Origin of the sequence: Nitrosomonas communis, from assembly GCF_900114745.1 — a bacterium.
Lineage (GTDB): Bacteria > Pseudomonadota > Gammaproteobacteria > Burkholderiales > Nitrosomonadaceae > Nitrosomonas > Nitrosomonas communis_A.
This window is the reverse complement of record NZ_FOUB01000007.1, coordinates 61,302-80,121: the sequence shown is the minus strand read 5'-3', so window position 1 is coordinate 80,121 and position 18,820 is coordinate 61,302. Positions and strand designations below refer to the sequence as shown.

Below are 18,820 nucleotides of genomic sequence, written 5' to 3'. Positions count from 1 at the left end.
TTATTATCAAGGCCAGGCATACGATAAGATGATCAAATCATACAAGTTTACTGGCAAAGTTCAGGATATTGCGCTCATAGTTGCAGGAATCCATGGCTCCGAACTCTCAGGTGTTGAGGTGGCACGATGGCTACTCGTCAAGCTACAAAAGCTGACCGGAAATGAGAAGAAAAAAGGGAAGGCTGGTTGGAAGCCTTATTTCACTACTGTTATTGTGCCGGAGGTCTACCCCAAATCAGTCGGACTCGCTCGGCAGTGCCTCGATAAGAAAGCCAAGTCGAAGAATGAAGAGCTTAAAAAGCAGTGTGAGACATCCCGAGGCGGTAGGGAGATCGCTTGGCAATTTAAGGGCGACAAAAATTACTACTCTATCCCGCCCAATAGGCAATTCCCTCCGCCGGGACAGCCGTTTAGCGACTTGAGCCAGAAATCAGGTCCAGTCGATCCAGACGGAAATCCGATAAAAAAAGGAGCCAATAATGAAGATCTGCCGGAGAAAGTTCCCCTTTTAGCGGAAACCAAGGCACTTTTGGAACTGGTTGAGAAGCTCAAACCGAAGCGTATAGCAAGCATTCACGCAATGTTTGTTCGCGAGGAACCCGGTTTCGGCAATAAACCAGATTACGGCATTGATGCACCTGGGATTTTTGTTGATCCCAGGTATGAATATGATAAACGAGTTGGTCAGAGAAATCCCTTAGAGCCTCTGACTTCTAATGATGAACCACTCATATTCGGAACCGACAACTGCAAGTTCAATTTTGCTTTGGAACCAGCCAGTCCTGTTATTGGATTAATAAAACAAATGTATGAATGGCTATCTAAAAATTATTTCTGGTGGAAAATGCTCCCGGACAACCCCGGAGAAGTCGTGAGACTCATCGAATTTCTTAAAAAAACTTATGCGATTGACTGGATAAGCCAAGCCGCAGTGCAAAAAATTGCGGGGACTGAGACAATCAGGCTATCATCCGGGAACAACTTTTTAACTCTCACGCTTAATGGCAATAAGATCGATTTAACTATGAGCGACGGTACAACGGACGAGTTCTGGGCTCCTCTAGAATTAGGCATTCGGAAAATGTATCCTGTAACTGAGGCCGAAATAACAGAGATTAAAGAGGTTGCCAAAAGTTTCCGCAAGGAAAAGAAACGTCACACCGAATCATTAGCTAAGGCACAGGCAGTAGCTAAAAAATTAGAGCTTGTGGGATTCCAGCCTGTGGCAAAGGACACTATCAGTGCTCTTACCTCCGAGGGCAGAAAGGATGACCGTCTGGCTCTGGAGATAGCCAAGAAGATAGATAAAGGGCTTGTCCCTGGAAATCATTTAAAGGGATCTTCCTCTGGCGGTGTTAACCCCCCGGTAATTCGTTACGCTGCTTCAGCAGCCCCACCGGACGGCTTCTCTTTTGGAGATTGGGGACCAGTTTCTATAAAGAAAGAAAAGGATCCCGGTAATCGAGATGGTGCTCCGGTGATAACTGTCGAAGTTTACGGTCGTGACGATAGCGGCGCATTTCAAAGTGATGGTAAACAGCTTTATGGCGAGGATTGTAAATCCTTAGATAAAAAAACTAAGCCCAAAATTCTCAAGAAATCCAAGAGATGCAAGCAACTTCAGTCATATGCCGATGCTCTCATAGATATATTTTTGGCAAAACCCAAAATATCTTAACTGTTCAGCTAATAGGAAACTAACAAAATTTTGTAAATGCTTCCTCCATTTTTAATTTTAAGGGGCTGTCATGAATTTTGTGTAGTTGAGAATTTTGTGATAGTCCCAGAATCGACATCCGTCTCTCAAATAAAGTAGCAAATTGATTCATCGCCAGACTCCAGTTCTTAACATGCATTGTTTATTTTTTCTCATTATTTCTCAATCTGAGCCACAGCATTAGCCCTGGTAAAAATTAGGTTTGTTCGGATAACCCGGGAAACTGCTCATCTTATTCCTAATTAGTCGTCCCTAAAAAAATATCCAACAAAAGCGGTTTAGACAAGGCTTCTGAGAAATGAATGGCTAGAAAAAATGTAGCTTACCTGATTCTGCTTTATATTAGAAGGTTCAATAGCTCGCACCCTTAGCCACGGGAAAAAGGGCTAAAAATGGGTAGCAGCCATTGCCTCAAATTCCACGCCAAATTATCCGATCCGACGAGTACCTGCGCCTGCACAGGGACATCAAAGACGCCGACCCCGCGAGAATCCTCGGGCTGTTGGATAAAGCTATCGAGGTATTTGGTTTCTCCGACTTCAGAGTAACGAATCTGGAACAACCTGATTTCATGCCTTATCTTCTTGTTTTTCGCCATTCCCAAGGTGGAACTTGCTGAGCTTCCGGTAGACTCCATAACCCTGCGCCATTCTGCCTAGCTTGTTTTTCCAAAGCGTAGAGCTTCTGATCACTAGCATACTTCCGATATACCCAGGCAGCACCAATTCTGACCATTTCTGCATTGACATCAATGTCGCCTGCATAGACGCGTCCAACCGTACGCCCATAGCGGTCGATATCCTGTACTTTGACCAATACGGTCTTGCCGAAAACAAGATGAGATAATTCCTGTTTTGCACGCGTTCCATAAGGCTGGGCTGATTCGGGCGTATCGATCTCAGCGAGACGTACTTTGATCTGCTGTTTTCGGTCATCCAGAATTGTGAGTGTGTCTCCATCTGATACACCTACGACCCGCCCAATATGCTCCTGGGCCGCCGCAAATAATGGCAAGAACGCGAGGTAGAGTAATACCAGGAATAAAATTTTCTTAAAATATATGAGGTTCACTAGGGTCTGTTGACATTTCACATAGGTAGCCACAGATATCCGCACGCGATAGCTATCATACTTTCGTAATTTCTTTTCAGCTTGTCGTATCGTGTTGCTACTGCTCGATACTGCTTTAATCGGGCAAAGGCATTTTCCACCAAATGCCGATATCTATACAAACCCCAATCCATATCTTTGTTACCTTTCAGTGAATTGTGCTTTCTTGGGATCACAGCCCTGGCTCCCTTCTTTATTATTTGCTCACGTATGTACTCACTGTCATAGCCCTTATCCGCCACAATTGCCTGCGCATCAGGTAACTTGGCAATCAGCTTCGGTGCTATAGAGCAATCATTCACATTCCCACCGGTAACTTCAAATTCAACCGGCAAACCACAACTATCAACGGCAAGGTGGATTTTCGTAGTGTTGCCAGCGCGGCTTTTTCCGATAGCCTGCGGCTCTTGACCTACCGCTCCCGCACTATGCTGATGCGCTTTAACGTAACTACCATCAATAAATTCCCACTCCCAATCTGGATCAATAATCAGCGCCTTGAAAACTCTACTCCACTTGTTACTGAATGACCAAGCATTGAATCTCTTATAGATAGAGTTCCAGCATCCAAAAACCTCGGGTAAGTCCCGCCATGGACAACCCACCCGCATTCGGTATAGCACACCTTCTACCGTCATGCGCAAATTGCGCTTGTTGTAAATCGCTTCTTGAAGCAGAATTTTCTCCAGCTTCGACCAGAATTCATCACTAAGCATCAGTCGGGGCATCGCAAACTCGTTTTGTTGGTGGTGTGAAAATCTTTCAATATTACGAGTTTGCTTCTATTAACGAAATATTTACCTCAAAACGTCAACAGACCCTAGATCATCCTCTCCAAATATTTTGTGCAGATACAAGCCCTCATTATTCCATTGACTATTTTAGCCATTAGCTGAGAGACGGGAAATTAGATTAGTGACCCTGCGTTGTGAACGTTGAGTCTTAATCGCCATCGCTAATGCTTTGGGTTGCGCAATGATGACGACCAGCTGCTTGCCACGGGTAACCCCGGTATAGAGCAGGTTTCGCTCCAGAAGCATGTAATGCTGCATCGCTAAGGGGATAACCACAGCAGGATATTCTGAGCCTTGTGCTTTATGGATACTGATCGCGTAGGCCAAAGAGATTTCATCAAGCTCATTAAATTCGTAATCAACAATGCGCTCATCAAATTGGATTTGCAATAGGCTCTCTTCAACGTCTACCGAAAGCACCACCCCAATATCGCCGTTGAATACTTCCTTATCATAGTTGTTGACTTGCTGGATGACTTTGTCACCTGGCGCATAAACCGAACCGTAACGAGTAACCTTGGGTTCACTTGCCCCATTCAGCCGCTGCTGCAGCTCAATGTTGAGTGAGCGTGCGCCCAGCCCCCCTCGATTCATCGGTGCCAGCACTTGTATGTCATTGACGGGATGCAGGTCAAAGCGTTGCGGTATACGCTCTAAAACAACTTGCATCAATTTGGCAAAAATCTCCTCCGGTGTCTCAGCATAGAGGCAATAAAAATCACTCAAATCCTGAGCATTATGGGTGATCGGTAACAGCCCCTGGTTGATCCGGTGCGAATTGGTAATGATCTTTGAAGTGCTCGCCTGCCGGAAGATTTCAGTCAACCTGACGGTGGCAATTCTTCCCGAGTCGATAATGTCCGCCAATACCGCGCCCGGCCCCACGGACGGTAGTTGATCCACATCACCCACAATCAATAGGGCTGCCTTTGAGGGCACGGCTTTTAACAACTGGTTCATCAACGTCACATCCATCATGGAGGATTCATCGATGACCAGGCAATCGAGTTCGAGCGGAAATTCTTCGTTATGCTTGAAAGCAAAGATATCAGGATCAAACTCCAGTAAGCGGTGCACGGTTTTGGCTTCCAGTCCGGTGGATTCAGCAAGCCGCTTGGCTGCTCTGCCGGTAGGCGCACACAGGGCGATATGGACTTGTTTGGCTTTCAGGATCTTCAGGATGCTGTTCACCAGCGTGGTCTTGCCCACCCCTGGGCCGCCCGTGATCACGGTTACTTTATGCTGCAGCATCAATTCGATGGCTGCGCGTTGTGATACTGATAAAGTCAGCCCCGTCTGTTCTTCGACCCAGGGAATCGCCTTCTGGGCATCAATAGCCCCCCAGGGCGGCTGGCCTTGATTGAGGCGCAGCAGGTGATTGGCGCATCCCACTTCGGCTCGATAAAGCGGGGTCAGAAAAATGAATTCGTGCTGATCGATGGTCTCCGCTGTCAGATTGCCCTCCACGAGTTCGGCAGTGATGCCTTCCTCGATCACCGGTGCAGGTATTTCCAAGAGCTTCACGGCCATATCGCGCAACATATCGCGTGCTGCGGCACAATGTCCTTCGTTTGACCATTCCTGCAATACATGACGCACGCCGGCTTGTGCCCGGATCAGGGAATCCGGTGCAATTCCGAGCTTCTGTGCGAGCGTATCGGCTGTTTTGAAGCCAATGCCGTGAATATCCAGAGCCAACCGATAGGGGTTTTCTCTGACTTTTTCGATGGCTTGTTCACCATAGGTTTTGTAGATACGCACCGAACGTGAGGTGCCTACACCATGCGATTGCAGGAATACCATGATTTCACGGATGACTTTTTGTTCAGCCCAGGCACTGGTGACGCGTTCTAACCGTTTCTTGCCGATGCCAGGTAAGGTCAACAGCCGCTCTGGTGTGAGTTCGATCACATCAAACACCTCCGCTCCAAAGGCTTTGACTAATTTCCTGGCAAAATGCGGGCCAATTCCTTTGATCATGCCGGAGCCCAGATATTTCTCTATCCCATCCAGGGTAGTCGGGGGCACGATTCTTATCGAGATCGTTTTAAACTGCTGACCGTGCTGCCGGTCATTGACCCAGAAGCCTGCACATTCGATGTATTCACCTGCTGTGACCGAAGCTGCTGAACCAATCACCGTGATGAGTTCTCTCTGACCTTTAACCTTGACGCGCAACACACAGAAACCCGAGGATTCACTATGAAAGGTGACGCGCTCGACCGATCCCTGCAGTTTTTCCAGAGGATTGTCCGCACTATGAGGTGAATTCGAGGGAGTGCTCATCCTGGATTGTTGATCGGCTGAATCAGCTGCGCTCCCTCGTGACTTACTCGCCCCACAGCAGGAGAGACTTGCCATAACTGCATTTGTTCTGAAGAATAAGGTTGCAGTAATGACAAAAGAACCTCATCCGGTAACTGTGAAGCGGTTAACCAGGTATCCCATGCTTCGCGCGGAAGAATCACTGGCATGCGATCATGAATTGGGCGCATCAAGTTGCTACTGTCCGTAGTGATGATCGTGCAGCTATGGATGACTATTTCATCGATCGTTGCGGTTTCCCATAGCCCTGCGAAGGAAAGTGGGCCGTCTTTGGCAGAAATATAGAATGGTTGCTTGCCAGCTCCCTCTGCCGACTTTTTCCATTCATAGAATCCGGAAGCAGGAACGAGACAGCGTTGTCTGCGAAACGCTTGTTTGAACATGGGTTTGCTTGCCAATGATTCGGCACGAGCATTGAACAGCAGGGGCAGCTTCCTGGTGTCCTTGGCCCAAGGAGGAATCAGCCCCCAGCGCATCATCGCTCCTTGTCGGCCTTTGTCGCTGTCCCGGATGACCAGAATATCGGTTGCGGGTGCAATGTTATAGCGCGGCTCCATCTCCGGCATCGACACTGCGTGGTACCAGTCGATCAGTTGGGAGCGAGGATAAGCCAGGGCAAACCGTCCGCACATATCTCCTCACATTTTGGTTAGTCAAATGAGTGTTTTATACTATCGGCATCATCATCTATTAAGGAGGACCCATCATGACCACCATCGTTCCCTTTAAGCCTACGAGCGCATTTGCGCCCCCTTGCTTACAGCGAGCCGAAATTGATCCTGCCGTTTGTATGCTGCCATTATTGCAGTATCGAATTCCCGCTGGGTTTTCATCTCCTGCAGAAGATTATATTGATAAAAAGCTGGATCTCAATAGTTATCTGATACGTAACAAAGCAGCGACCTATTTCTTTCGTGTCATCGGTAATTCCATGACGGGTGCCCATATCCACGATGGCGATATGCTGGTGGTCGATCGCTCAGTCGAACCTAAACACGGGCATATTGTATTGGCAGTGATTAACAATGAATATACTGTCAAGCGATTGTATGCCTGCAATGGCGTGATCGAACTGCACGCTGAGAATCCAGCTTATCCCCCCATCCGTTTTCGCGAGAATGAGGAATTGCAGGTGTGGGGAGTGGTAGTGGGAACAGTAGCACGTTTTATCGTGTGATCATGTCAACTGACATCACTCTCGTCAGTAGACAACTATTCGCTCTGGTAGACGTCAATAATTTTTACGTCAGTTGCGAGCGGGCTTTTAATCCGCATCTGATCAATCGACTGGTCGTAGTACTCTCCAATAACGATGGCTGTGCGGTTGCTCGTTCCAATGAAGTCAAGGCGCTCGGCGTCAAAATGGGTACGCCCTGGTTCCAGCTCAAGGATTTGGTAAGACAGCATGGCATCATTGCGCTCTCATCTAACTATACGCTTTACGGCGATATGTCTGATCGGGTGATGACCATCCTGCGTGATTTTAGCCCTTGTGTCGAGGTCTATTCCATCGATGAATGTTTCCTGGGTTTGCAGCAGTTAGGCAAACTCTGGCCAACTGCTACGGACATGGGTCAGGCGATACGTAGCCGTATCCATCAGTGGACCAGCCTGCCGGTCTGTGTGGGCTTTGGTGCCACCAAGACATTGGCCAAACTGGCCAACCATATCGCCAAGAAGCGGCCAGAATTCAATGGTGTATGTGATCTCGCCGCGATGCCTTCCAGTCAAATGGATGCGCTGCTATCGGTTATCGAAGTGGGGGAGGTATGGGGAGTAGGGCGAAGAATCAGCCAGCAATTGCATGCAGTAGGTATTCACACCGTGAAAGCGTTACGCGATACCTCAACCGCCTGGTTGCGTGCCAGGTTCGGCGTGGTAATGGAACGCCTGGTTTATGAGCTACAGGGTATTTCGTGTCTGGCACTGGAAGAAGTATCCGCACCCCGGAAACAGATCATTTCCTCACGCTCATTTGGTCAACTCATTTATAGCTTGCCTGAACTTAGCGAATCCGTTGCGAGCTATATGAGCAGCGCGGCAGAAAAATTGCGCAGTCAAAACTCGATCTGTCATGCCATCCAGGTGTTTATCCAAACCAATCCCTTCCGTGAGCAGGATAAGCAATACAGTAACTGTATTACGGTACCCCTACCCAATGCCAGCAGTGATACGCGTTTGTTGGTCAGAGCAGCGCTATTTGGACTCAAGCGTATTTACCGGAAAGGCTATGCTTACAAGAAAGCAGGGGTGATTCTGACAGGTATCGATTCCGCCACACTGTACCAGGGCTCATTGCTGACGCAATATGGCGTGGATGAGAAATCAGCAAGACTGATGAGTGTGCTGGATCAGTTGAACCAGAAGTATGCACGTAATACTGTTTCGGTATTTTATGTAGGAAGCCAGAAAACCTGGAGCATGCGGCGGAAGATCATGTCACCTTGTTATACGACGAAATGGAGTGATGTGCCTATAGCACATGCTTTCTGATTGCATCAGATTCAACTATAGATAACATAATAGATGCGGTCGTGAAAATGTTAAATCTGCTTCAGTTCAGCGCCAGATAGTGCCTAACCTGATTTAACGCGCAGTAGATACAAAAAATAATCGCATGATGGGTTGGTTTTTTGTGTTGATGGACCGGATTATTAAGTATATGAATTTAATTGAGAAGCCCAATCCTACCAAAGCAAAAGCCATCCAAAAGCATCTTCGTCACAGCCCTTTGTTGCGCTTTTTTAGAGAGAACTGTCTTTCTCTGACTCTTTGATTTATGAGCTCTGCATGCATTACAATATCATATTAAAAAATGTGGAGATGATGAATTTCATGTTTTATCTGTTTTCTTTGTTGCTGGAGATACTTTCAATAGGCTGGAGGAAAAGTGTCCCATCGACAATAAATTATCTGCAGGAATAGCTTTTTGTGATTTGCCAGGATCAGCTCAGATCTAGGATTACAGAGATGGACTACTTGATGCGCGATGGAGTGCTGCGGATGAATCTGTGTGCAGTTACTTCCGGTTATATCCTGCGCAAATGGAGGGTCAACTGCTCGGCATACCACAGCCTGCGCGGCCACGAGTATCGACTCTGTTGTGATACGTTGGCCTTGTATAGCGTGGCAAACGCAACGCTTGCGCCGGGTTATCGGGCACCGATGCCACACCCAACCGTCGGAGGGCCAGCTTGAATACACCTGATGTGTTGGCCACCGTTCGGCGCAGCATGAAAACCGGGCCGATAACGCTGGATCAGTTGTGGGCGGACCATGCCACGCAATGGCATCAGTTGGGTTGGAATCTCGCGCAGCTGAGTCTATGGCTGGCCTGCACGCCGGCCTTGCTGCGCTGTGAATTACCCAGCGGTGAAGCAGCCTGGGCACTGAATGAAGAGCGAGGCCAAGCAACATCCAGCCTGGCTGACGAATTGGTGGCGCTGCTGCAAAAGACTGGCCGACCCATGCCCTTGGCGCAACTCATCATCAAACTGCCGGCTGGCATGGTGGTAACCGAACCCATGCTGCGCAGTGCGGCCGGGCAGGATGCGCGGCTCGAATTGAAAGGTCCACTGCTGAAGTTGGCTTAAACGAATAAGAACCGGATACACGAACTCATGGCAACCGAACAAACGTTGGATCAACGCTACCAAGAAATTCGCAGTAAGTACCGCGACTACACCGAACTCGCTCTGCTCAATAGCGATCATGACTTCGTGAAAGCCGGGCTGATCTGGGGGGAAGACCAAGGCAATCAGACCCCATCGGTTTTGTTGATTGCACTGGAACCGGGGCACTGGGACTATTCCCGCGAAGACAAGCTGGATCAACTGGCTTATGAACTGCTCGCCAGCGTCAGCGGGGATTGGCCCGTATTTGCCCATCTTCAAGATGACAAAAATACCCGCTGCTATAGCCTGTTTGGTGTCGATGGCAGTGACGGCACCCATTCGGTGGATGAAGTGCCTTCCATCGAGCTGATCCGCAACTACGAAAAGCTGGAAAAAGACCCGACCTTCCGCTGGTCGATGCGTATCTACACCCGCTTGATGCACCGCTTTGACGCCTTCCACGAGCAGGTTTTTCAGACTGTCAAAGATCGCGTCAACGACAAGAACGACATCATCGAGGAAGTGGCCAAGCTGCTGTTCCTGGAAACCTTCCGTGTCCATCACGGCATTGAACTCAGCTTTACTGACCACGAAGGCAAGACCCAGCGCTTTCGCGAGGTGTTTGACCATCACTATGTGGCCAAGCACGGTGCCAAGGCTGTGGAGCAAATCAAGGCCGCATTCGAAGCCTTCAAAGCGCACGAAGATTATGTGGTGGTCAGCGACGACGGTACCCGCAATGCCATCTTCCCAAGCGATTCACACCTGCGCTTAACTCAGCCGGAAAACTACCGCACCTTGCTAGAGGCGATGCAAGACCTTGGGCCAGTGACTGACAACCAAGGGCGCATGATCGCCGGTAAAGAAGTCGGCACTTTGGCCGATGTGGCGGGCGATTTGCTGGGCCGGGTGTTCGATGTGTTCCTGCGCGCCAACTTTGAATCCAAAGGCGGCCTGGGTGTGTACCTCACGCCCAACCCGGTCAAGCAGGCCATGCTGGAAATCGCCATTCACGACATCCAGCAAGACAACGCCGCTATGGAAAGGCTGACTTCTGGTGCCTTCCGCTTTTGCGACCCTACCTGTGGTTCATTTGGTTTTGGCTCAGTCGCGCTCAGCCATATCGAGAATGTGGTCGATCACCTGGGCGGCATGAGCGATGCGCAGAAGAAAGCGCTCAAGCAAACCCTGCGCGACACCGCCTTCACCGGTGCCGACACGGCCCCGCGCATGGTGATGCTGGCCCGCGTCAACATGGCCCTGCAAGGCGCGCCCAAGGCCAAAATTTTCTATACGGACAACTCGCTCACTACCAAGGCGTTCAAGCCGAACAGCTTTGACCTTATCTGCACCAACCCGCCGTTTGGTACGCCCAAGTTCACCAGCGACAAGAAAGGCAAGGAATCCAAAGAGCGCTACGAAGCCCAGATGGAGCAAGTGCTCGGCGGCTTCCGCCCCACGGAAAAAGTAGTCGATGAGTACGTGGCCTATTACGACTACCTTAAAATGAAGTGGGAAGACACTGGCGATCTATACCTGGACGAAGATGGCGCGCCCAAGTGGCCAGGCTACCGCACCGATTTGCGCAATGTTTCCACCGGCAAAAAGGCGGTCTACAACCTGTTCCCCACCACCAGTGGCCTGGCCTTGGGCAGCAAGCCCGATGGCAAAAGCAACTGGAAGCCGGTAGGTGCCACCATTGACCCGGCCGTACTGTTTATTGACCGCTGCCTGCAACTGCTGCGCCCCGGTGGCCGTTTGCTGATTGTGTTGCCCGATGGTGTGCTGTGTAACTCCGGCGACCGCTATGTGCGCGAATACATCATGGGCAGCAAAGACGAAAAAACCGGCCAGTTTGTCGGCGGCAAGGCCATCGTCAAGGCGGTGCTGTCGCTACCGGCGAACACCTTCAAGCTCTCTGGCACCGGGGCCAAGACCTCGGTGCTGTATCTGCAAAAACGCCATGCCAGCAAAGAGCACCCCGAGCAGTTCTTGCCTGAGCCACAAGGTGATGTATTCATGGCGGTGGCAGAAACGCTGGGCTATGTGGTGAAAAACAATATCGAGGACTACTCGACTGGCGTGCCGAATGATCTCGACAAGATTGTTGGCGCTTATAAGCGGGGTGAGTGATGTATACCGTGCGCATCCACTCGCAACTTGAAGACCGGCTCGATGCCGAGTTCTACAACCCGGAAGCGCTGAAAACAGTGCAAAAAATTGATGGACTTGGAAAAACAAAGCGACTCGGACAGCTTATTGCTGACGGATATCGCGTGGTTTATCACGGCACCGATTCCATAAATGGCATTGCCGAAGAGAAACTCTTGCCATTCCTCTCTCCAACACAAATCGATGATCAAGGGAGCATCGATTTCAGCTCCGTCGATAAATTGCCGCTTTACTACAAAGACGACTATCCAAAAGGATTGGCTGTAGCAGGTGAGTTGCTGATAGAGGTAAAGGGCAATGTCTCAAAGGTTGGCGTTGTTCCGGAGATATTTCCCAAATACCTGATGGTTAGTGGCTCGCTTTACAAAGCATCTTTCAATGCCGATACGAATTCACGTTACGTGCTGGCATTTTTGAGATCAAAGCATGGTCAGGTACTGAAAAATCGACTCACAAGCAACACAATCATCAACTACATAGCCAAGGATGCGCTTTATTCCATTCCTCTATTTGTAGCTAATTCCGATGTGCAAAAATTCATCGGCGACAAAGTCCGCCAAGCTGAGCGGCTGCGGGCTTGGGGGAAGGTGCGAGGAGCGGAGGTAGAGTCACTGGCCTCAAATGAGGCAATGAAGTCCGCATGTGCAACGACTGAAAAACTGCACAACCGCCCACAGCTGGACGACCTCAGTCACAGGCTTGATCCAAAGTATTACGGCAATCGCGCGGTTGCCGTTTTCCGGCAAGCAAAAGCGCTTGGTAAGCCGCTGTCTAGTCTGGTTAAAGGAATCGCAAACGGGATTGAGGAGCGAGTCTTTTTTAATACTGGGCGTAACTACATCACTGTTACCGAGGTTTCGTCGGGTCGCATGGATATGTCGTCCGCCCCCAAAATTTCTCATACGACGGAAGTCCCCGACAAGGCAATCATTCACGAGCGTTGCGCGCTGGTTGTTCGTACTGGCTCAATTGGTACCGCGATCAAAGTAGATGAGCGAGACCGAGGCGCAGTAATTAGCAGTCATTTGATCCGTCTGGAATTTCCGGACGAAGCGGATGCAGCGGCTGTCGCTGCGTACTTGTGTTCAACCGCCGGAAAAGTCCTGCAACACAAGATCAGCTACGGCGCTGTTCAGCCCCAGATTGGGCAGGATGAGCTTCTCGCATTACCGATTCCTCAATTTGTTCTGGATGCAAAGGAACAGATTCTGGCTTTGGTTACCGAGCAAGAAAGCGCAATTCGTGCATCGAAATCGTTAACGACAACAGCCAAATACCTTGTCGAAGCCCTGATCGAAGGCCTTATCACTGAAGCCGAGCTGATCGCGGCCGAGCAAGCACTACAAGCGAGTAACGATCAGCTCGATCGCCGCATCCTGAATCGCCTGAAGACCGATGGCATTGATGGCCAAGGGGCAGCGCTGTTTGGCGACCTGGATGAGCTTTACCACTTGCTGACGCAAGCCGAGGGGGATTGATGGCCAGCCCCCATGCCACTTTAGTTGCCTTGATCCCGCGCTTGCGAGCCTTGCTCACGACGGGCTTTATGGGTGCCGTGGACTATGAGTGCGATGGTGCGGTGCTGGTGCGCTGCCTGGCCCACCCGCTTGGGGCGGATGAGGCTGGCGACCAAGGAGATAGCAAGGGTGCGCTGGATCACCTAGGCAACAGCGCGGGCTGGATCATCAGCCAGCGTTTATTGGCCGTGCGTCCTGTCTTGGTGTCTGACGCCGAGCTGCTTTGTGCCCTCTTGACACGGCAGACGGAGGTGCGTGTTGCGTGGCTGGCGATTGCCGCTGCACGCTGCAAAGAGGCGGGGCAGATGGCGGCTCAGGGGAACAACTCTGCGCCGCTAGTCGAGTTGGTATCTGGCTTGGGGCCAGCCGCTGCGTGGGTGGAAGCAGCCTTGGAAAGTAGCGCACTTGCTGCCAGCTCCTACGCTGCGATTGAACGGGAATTGCTGGGGGTAAGCTTTGAGCAGGCGGCAGCAACGCCTGCGCTGGTGCGCATTCTGTTTGTCGCCGCCCAGTTGGCAGCGTTTCAGGATGCACTACCCCCCTTGCCCAAGGTGGACGCCAGTGGCGTCGATGCGCAGCAGAACTGGGTCAAGGGGCGACTGTTGGCCTTGCCCTTTGTGGTTGAGGCCGCCACGCACGATCAAAAGTCTGCAAACGCAATCACAAAAGCCGCCGAACAAGTGCTCTTGCAGGGTGGCATAACGCCCGCCATCACCGAAGGCCAGACCGTAATGCCTTGGGTGTTGGCCCAGCCTTGGGCGCTGCTGCTGGCCATGCTGGCATTTGCGCAGGATGCATGGCGGGCAGAAAACCGGGGCGGTTTGCTGCTGGAACTGCCTGCAGGCCAGAATGCTTTTGCGCCCACTGAAATTGCCGTCACGGTGATCGGCGCAGAAGGCGACGAGGTACACTGTGGCACTCTGGCGGATCTGCTGCTGGGCATGCTGGCAAGGCTGGGCGTGGCCTGCTTTCCGCAGCAGCCCACAGCTGCAGAATTGAATGCGCAACTGTCGCCGCTGGTGGGCTTGTTGCTCAAGCACTCGGTCTGGCGTTATCAGGACGGGGCCAGCAGCCAACTGGGCCAGTACCAGATTCATCCGCAGTTCTCTGATCAGTGTTACAGCCTGCCCGCGAGCCGCGTGTTCAACCGCACGGGAAAGTTGCTGTGGCAGGCCGCACGCCTCTCTGCCGAGGCGCTGTATCAGGAGCACAAACAAGTCTATCAACATCGTTCCGTCCGCGAACCGGAGGCGGAGTACGTGGTTCAGGGAGGGGGCATTGCATGAATAAAAACGATCAGCTTACCGCCGCCGATATTGCCGGCTTGGCCCGTCGCCACAGTTGGGCGGCCACCGGTGTTTCCGACTATCCCCCGCGTGACCCGCTGGTTGGCCAGAGCCGCTTCTTCAAGCGCTACCGCACCTTCATCCACACCGTGGATCAGGATGCGGACAACTTTGCCCATGTGTTTGCGGTCGAGGCGGAATGGGGGCGCGGTAAATCGCGCCTGGGCCATGAGTTGATCGCCCAGATCAACGATTGCTCCAAAGGCTGGTTTGTGCGCGAAGACGGCGGGCAGCTGGAAGACAAAAAGCTGTTTGATCAGGCTACGCAAGATAAGTACTTGGCACTGTACATCCGCTATTCGCAAGTTGCCTCCGACTACCAGAACTCGGACAACTGGTTTGGCTTTGGGCTTTACAGGGCACTGTTGCCGCTGGCGACGGGCAAGTTTGATGGTTCGATCCAAAGCAAGATTGCCGAGCAGGCGCTGCATCGTTTGAATCCGGCGGGTTTTGATCCCAAGCACCTGACGCAATGCCTGGAGTTGGATCAGGCTCACTCTGAGGGGGCTCTCTACGAAGAAGAGGGTTTGGTGGTGCGCTTGGTGCAGGCCGCCTACAGCTATTTACAAAAGATTGGCATCGGCTATGTGCTGGTGGTGTTGGACGAGCTGGAAACCGTGGCCGAGGCGGCCACCTTTGGTCTGGAGCAAGACGATGCCAAGCGACTGGACGGCCAGGCCATCCGCCTAATCGGTAAGGCCATCAAGGAAGAGGACCCGCGACGCAAGCTGCCTTGGCTGCGTTATGTGGCCTTGTGCTCGCCCTTACTGGGCCAGCAGTTGCGCGAGATTCAATCAGTCGCACGCCGTTTTGAGCTGGTGGAGTTGGAACACAACGCGTTTGCGGATGTGTCTGACTATGTGGCCCAGCTCAAGGCTGAGCGCAAGTTGGCACACGATTACCCCATGGGGCTGGTGGAAGCCGCCTATGCCATGAGCGGTGCCAACTTTGGTTGGTTCAACGTGGTCATGGCCAATATGGATGCGGTGCTGGCCGAGTACGCAGCAGCGGGCAAGCAAGTCACCGACTTGGGCGTGCTGTTCGATGCTGTCGTTGAGAGCTCTGGCCGTGTCGCTGAGCATGTGCTGGACAAGCACGCTATCGAGGGCATCAAGACTGGTGATCACGATCTGCGTGCCGTCGCGCAGTCGCTGCTGTACGGCCAACTGCCTGTAGCACTTGATGCCGCACCCGCGCGGTGCAAAGAGCTATTACAGCTGGCCAATGAGGATGGTGAACCGGTCGCCAGCCTGTATCGCAAGATGCCATTTGATGCTCTCCAATGCCGCCAGGCGCTGGAAGAGGCCAAATTCAAGCGTGAAAGGGACGAATGGCTGTACCCCGCTGTCGAGCAGGCGTTAAGTCTCTCTGCTTTGCTGCAAAACCTGCGCACATTTGCCATCAATGAGGCTGAAAAAGATGTGCTGCTGTTGCCGCTGTCGCGCGGGGAGTTCAAGCATCTATTGAGTTTGTTGTACGACCACCCGGCTGTGGAGTTTGCCGCCGATGCACTGTGGCAGAAGCTGATCGGCAGCGACCAATTTGTGCCGGATGAAGAGGCTACGCATATTGGCCCCAGCGTGGCGATGTTGCTGCGACTGGATCTGCGCTACCGCAATCAGCAGCACAACTCGATGATCTTCCGCGACCCGGCCGATGCGGATGTGCACGAAGCGGCGATGAAGACCTTCTTGCAAGCCAGCAGCCACAACCCGTGCCTGCGCTGGACGGCGCGTCTGATGGGCTTGATGCGCTTGTTGGACAAGAACTGGCAATACGCACAGCCCAGTCTCTCCAATAAAGAGAATCTGTGCATTCAAGCCAGCTCGCGTGGGCAAGGGACTGGTCAGCGTGGTGGCTTGCTGTATTGCGAGGGGTTGAAGCTGCACCCGGACAATCTGGCATGGTTTGCCTGGGTGAACAACCGTGATGAGCTGGATCGACTGCATCAACTGGCTGCAACGCGCCACACCAATGAAGGGCGCTTCCCGGTGATGGCATTCACGGCATCTACCCACTTGATGGAGCAGTACAACCGGGGCGACGTGAGTGAAAAGCTCAAAGACGACCTGCTGCTCTACTACCTGAACCCCAGCGAAGTCGATCAGCTGGAACGCATCGGCCTCACGCCCGAACAGTGCAAGGGTTTTTCGCTTGATGAGGCGCGACTGACGAGCAAATTCAAGAACAAGCTCAATGCTTTGCGAGACTTTGCCTATCAAGCGATCCACCAATGGCGCGCCCGCTTGAATGAGCGGGGCTTGATTGCCTGGCCGCTGAGACCAACCGGCAAGATCAACACGCAGGATCGCGATCTGCTGCTGCAGGCCTGGACCTTGTTTGTGTTCAAGAAGCCTACCCTTTCCGGCTTGAATGATCTGGAAACCAGGCACGGTATTGATGCCGAAGAAATTGCATCGCTGATGCAACGCCTGGCCTTGCCGAGCAAGCTGCTCAGCCTTGGTTTTGCGAAGGAAGAGCACGCGGGCTTGTTTGCTGACTTGGCCAACCCGCAGCAGGCGCAAGCAAAATTCCCCTACTTCTTGGCACGTATAGCGAACCCGGTCAGCACACAGGAATGGACGCTGGAGAAGGCCAAGCGAGGTTGGTACTGGGGCTACTTGCAACATGCCAGCGTGACAGCCAAGAACGTGTTCGATGATTGGATGTGGTGGTGTGGTGAGTTGCATCTGTTGCAGCTACAAGATGCCACTGCAACAACAGCGAAATGGCAAAGCCTGCCACGGGCCAAACTGGATAACGCCATCAACGAGGCGCAGAACTGGTTTAACGGCAACAGTGCTGACGGCTATAAGGCTGTGGTTGCCAAGTTGGAGCGTGTTTTTGGCTATGACCGCATTCCGGGACTCTTTGCACCCTTAGGCAAATCACCCACCGGCACTGAAACGGTGGAAGCGCACGAGCTAATCAAAGCAGCCCGCTCAGCGTTTGACGCGCTGAAGGTCAACGAAGAAGCGCTCGCTCTGCAGGGGGCTGATGCCTTGGCTGCCATTACTGACAAGATGCCTGCTCTGCTTGCCGGACGCTTTGAGGTGCTGCAGCGGGTCGCGGGGGTCAAGCCGGAACAAGTACCTGAGATCACCTTGGGCAACATCAATACCCTACGCCTCGACGACAAGAGCCTATCGCTCTATCAGCGTATCGAACAGGCCCGGCTGTTTGCGGATTACGTGGAGAAAGCCGCATCCCAAATCAAACAAGGCATCAATCATCTGATCACTGACATTGAGGCTGATGCGCAGAATCTGGACATGTTCCCGCGCAGCTTATTCACCCTGTCGCTACAGACGGTGAACAATATTCTTGATGGCGCCCTGCAGCAGCGCAATGAGAGTGATACCGCAACGGCAGAGGGTACCGCGAGCTCGGATACCTTGCTGCATTACTTGCGCTCACTTCAACTGGACAAGGCGGCGGATCGCTTGCGCCTGCTCGCCGAAGAAGCCGGTGTCAATATCGACAATGGAACGGCTTTGGGTCTTACTGAGAACCTTGGCCACATTGCAAGTAGCTATCGTGTGGGCAAGAAAAAATTTGTCGAGATTACCGGCTACCTCGCTGAGTTGAAGGCTCGATGCGCAGAGGCTGCGCGCGTTTTGGAGCCCATGCCTGCGGGTTACACGACACCAGAACACACCCAAGAGCTTGCAGCGCTCGCTCAAAAACTAGTGTTGATTGGCGACGCGTTTGAGGACTTGGCTGACTTGGCCAAGAGTGAGCGTGAGAAATTTCGTGAGCAAGCACGCAAGGGGCAGTTCAGCGCCATCCGCGGCATCCCTGATCGTTTGCTCAACCCCATTCACTCTCAGTTGCATAGTGTTGGCGGTGCCATCAGTAAAGTTGAAAACACGATTCTATCGCATCGCGAGACCTTGGTCAGTCAGACCAATGAGCGCTACCTTCCAGTACTGACGCCTCTGTTCGGTGCTTGCAACGAAACCGTGCCAGCGGCAATCAACCTGGCTAGCGTATCTGCCCTGAGCTTGCATGATTTGCAAATTACGATTGATATGCAGCAATCACAATGGGAAAACAAGGCAAACCAGTTGTTAAGTGGGACTGGCCTTGATTTCGCGAGCTGGCAAGATTTGGCCACGGCCATCGCCGAGGGCAAGAACCCAGCACTGTCCCCGCCCGCTCAAGAGGCCTTGGTTGCCAAGGGCATCCTGAGAATGAAGCTCTATTTCGGGGGCAATGCGTGAAG

14 protein-coding genes are annotated in these 18,820 nt (G+C 52.1%); 9 read left to right on the top strand and 5 right to left on the bottom strand.

Annotation, left to right across the window (positions count from 1 at the left end):
* The first annotated feature begins 28 nt into the window (after positions 1–28).
* The gene (locus BM122_RS04870; protein ID WP_074904154.1) at positions 29–1,678 is read left to right on the top strand and encodes a M14 family metallopeptidase; all 1,650 of its coding nucleotides are present in this window, start codon (positions 29–31) and stop codon (positions 1,676–1,678) included.
* Positions 1,679–2,084: 406 nt separating this feature from the next.
* Here BM122_RS04870 and BM122_RS04865 read toward each other — a convergent pair whose 3' ends face one another.
* The 5 genes from BM122_RS04865 to BM122_RS04845 all read right to left on the bottom strand — a co-directional run bounded on the left by BM122_RS04865 (position 2,085) and on the right by BM122_RS04845 (position 6,578).
* Entirely contained in the window at positions 2,085–2,321 is a 237-nt protein-coding gene (locus tag BM122_RS04865) for a hypothetical protein (RefSeq protein ID WP_143083322.1), read from the bottom strand.
* The gene (locus tag BM122_RS04860; RefSeq protein WP_256211882.1) at positions 2,294–2,788 is read right to left on the bottom strand and encodes a thermonuclease family protein; all 495 of its coding nucleotides are present in this window, start codon (positions 2,786–2,788) and stop codon (positions 2,294–2,296) included. The genes BM122_RS04865 and BM122_RS04860 overlap by 28 nt, the downstream gene beginning before the upstream one ends.
* Before the next feature lie 17 nt (positions 2,789–2,805).
* Entirely contained in the window at positions 2,806–3,555 is a 750-nt protein-coding gene (locus tag BM122_RS04855) for an IS5 family transposase (RefSeq protein ID WP_083398336.1), read from the bottom strand.
* Positions 3,556–3,708: 153 nt separating this feature from the next.
* Positions 3,709–5,907 (bottom strand): SF1B family DNA helicase RecD2, encoded by a 2,199-nt coding sequence (recD2, locus tag BM122_RS04850; protein WP_074904151.1) that lies wholly within the window; start codon positions 5,905–5,907, stop codon positions 3,709–3,711.
* The gene (locus tag BM122_RS04845) at positions 5,904–6,578 is read right to left on the bottom strand and encodes an SOS response-associated peptidase (RefSeq protein WP_074904149.1); all 675 of its coding nucleotides are present in this window, start codon (positions 6,576–6,578) and stop codon (positions 5,904–5,906) included. Before BM122_RS04845 ends, recD2 begins: the two co-directional genes overlap by 4 nt.
* 74 nt (positions 6,579–6,652) lie before the next feature.
* Here BM122_RS04845 and BM122_RS04840 point away from each other — a divergent pair, with 74 nt between their 5' ends.
* The 8 genes from BM122_RS04840 to BM122_RS04805 all read left to right on the top strand — a co-directional run bounded on the left by BM122_RS04840 (position 6,653) and on the right by BM122_RS04805 (position 18,818).
* Positions 6,653–7,123, top strand: coding sequence for a LexA family protein (locus BM122_RS04840; protein WP_256211880.1), 471 nt, complete (start codon positions 6,653–6,655; stop codon positions 7,121–7,123).
* The gene (locus BM122_RS04835; protein ID WP_256211879.1) at positions 7,081–8,439 is read left to right on the top strand and encodes a Y-family DNA polymerase; all 1,359 of its coding nucleotides are present in this window, start codon (positions 7,081–7,083) and stop codon (positions 8,437–8,439) included. Before BM122_RS04840 ends, BM122_RS04835 begins: the two co-directional genes overlap by 43 nt.
* 510 nt (positions 8,440–8,949) lie before the next feature.
* Positions 8,950–9,144: a hypothetical protein gene (locus BM122_RS04830; protein ID WP_218151994.1), complete on the top strand. Its 195-nt coding sequence runs from the start codon at positions 8,950–8,952 to the stop codon at positions 9,142–9,144.
* Positions 9,145–9,179: 35 nt separating this feature from the next.
* Complete coding sequence (locus BM122_RS04825; RefSeq protein ID WP_143083321.1) at positions 9,180–9,539, top strand: hypothetical protein; 360 nt, start codon at positions 9,180–9,182, stop codon at positions 9,537–9,539.
* Between the two features lie 27 nt (positions 9,540–9,566).
* Entirely contained in the window at positions 9,567–11,693 is a 2,127-nt protein-coding gene (locus BM122_RS04820; RefSeq protein ID WP_074904144.1) for an HsdM family class I SAM-dependent methyltransferase, read from the top strand.
* Positions 11,693–13,210 (top strand): restriction endonuclease subunit S, encoded by a 1,518-nt coding sequence (locus BM122_RS04815; RefSeq protein ID WP_074904143.1) that lies wholly within the window; start codon positions 11,693–11,695, stop codon positions 13,208–13,210. The genes BM122_RS04820 and BM122_RS04815 overlap by 1 nt, the downstream gene beginning before the upstream one ends.
* Positions 13,210–14,535, top strand: a complete 1,326-nt coding sequence (locus BM122_RS04810) for a hypothetical protein (protein WP_074904141.1) — start codon at positions 13,210–13,212, stop codon at positions 14,533–14,535. The genes BM122_RS04815 and BM122_RS04810 overlap by 1 nt, the downstream gene beginning before the upstream one ends.
* Positions 14,532–18,818: a hypothetical protein gene (locus tag BM122_RS04805; protein ID WP_074904140.1), complete on the top strand. Its 4,287-nt coding sequence runs from the start codon at positions 14,532–14,534 to the stop codon at positions 18,816–18,818. The genes BM122_RS04810 and BM122_RS04805 overlap by 4 nt, the downstream gene beginning before the upstream one ends.
* Positions 18,819–18,820: the final 2 nt, after the last annotated feature.

Coding starts and splice junctions, on each gene's coding strand:
- BM122_RS04830 (WP_218151994.1), top strand. CDS start 8,950: ATGAATCTGTGTGCAGTTACTTCCGGTTATATCCTGCGCAAATGGAGG.
- BM122_RS04840 (WP_256211880.1), top strand. CDS start 6,653: ATGACCACCATCGTTCCCTTTAAGCCTACGAGCGCATTTGCGCCCCCT.
- BM122_RS04825 (WP_143083321.1), top strand. CDS start 9,180: ATGAAAACCGGGCCGATAACGCTGGATCAGTTGTGGGCGGACCATGCC.
- BM122_RS04815 (WP_074904143.1), top strand. CDS start 11,693: ATGTATACCGTGCGCATCCACTCGCAACTTGAAGACCGGCTCGATGCC.
- recD2 (WP_074904151.1), bottom strand. CDS start 5,907: ATGAGCACTCCCTCGAATTCACCTCATAGTGCGGACAATCCTCTGGAA.
- BM122_RS04820 (WP_074904144.1), top strand. CDS start 9,567: ATGGCAACCGAACAAACGTTGGATCAACGCTACCAAGAAATTCGCAGT.
- BM122_RS04810 (WP_074904141.1), top strand. CDS start 13,210: ATGGCCAGCCCCCATGCCACTTTAGTTGCCTTGATCCCGCGCTTGCGA.
- BM122_RS04805 (WP_074904140.1), top strand. CDS start 14,532: ATGAATAAAAACGATCAGCTTACCGCCGCCGATATTGCCGGCTTGGCC.
- BM122_RS04845 (WP_074904149.1), bottom strand. CDS start 6,578: ATGTGCGGACGGTTTGCCCTGGCTTATCCTCGCTCCCAACTGATCGAC.
- BM122_RS04855 (WP_083398336.1), bottom strand. CDS start 3,555: ATGCCCCGACTGATGCTTAGTGATGAATTCTGGTCGAAGCTGGAGAAA.
- BM122_RS04870 (WP_074904154.1), top strand. CDS start 29: ATGATCAAATCATACAAGTTTACTGGCAAAGTTCAGGATATTGCGCTC.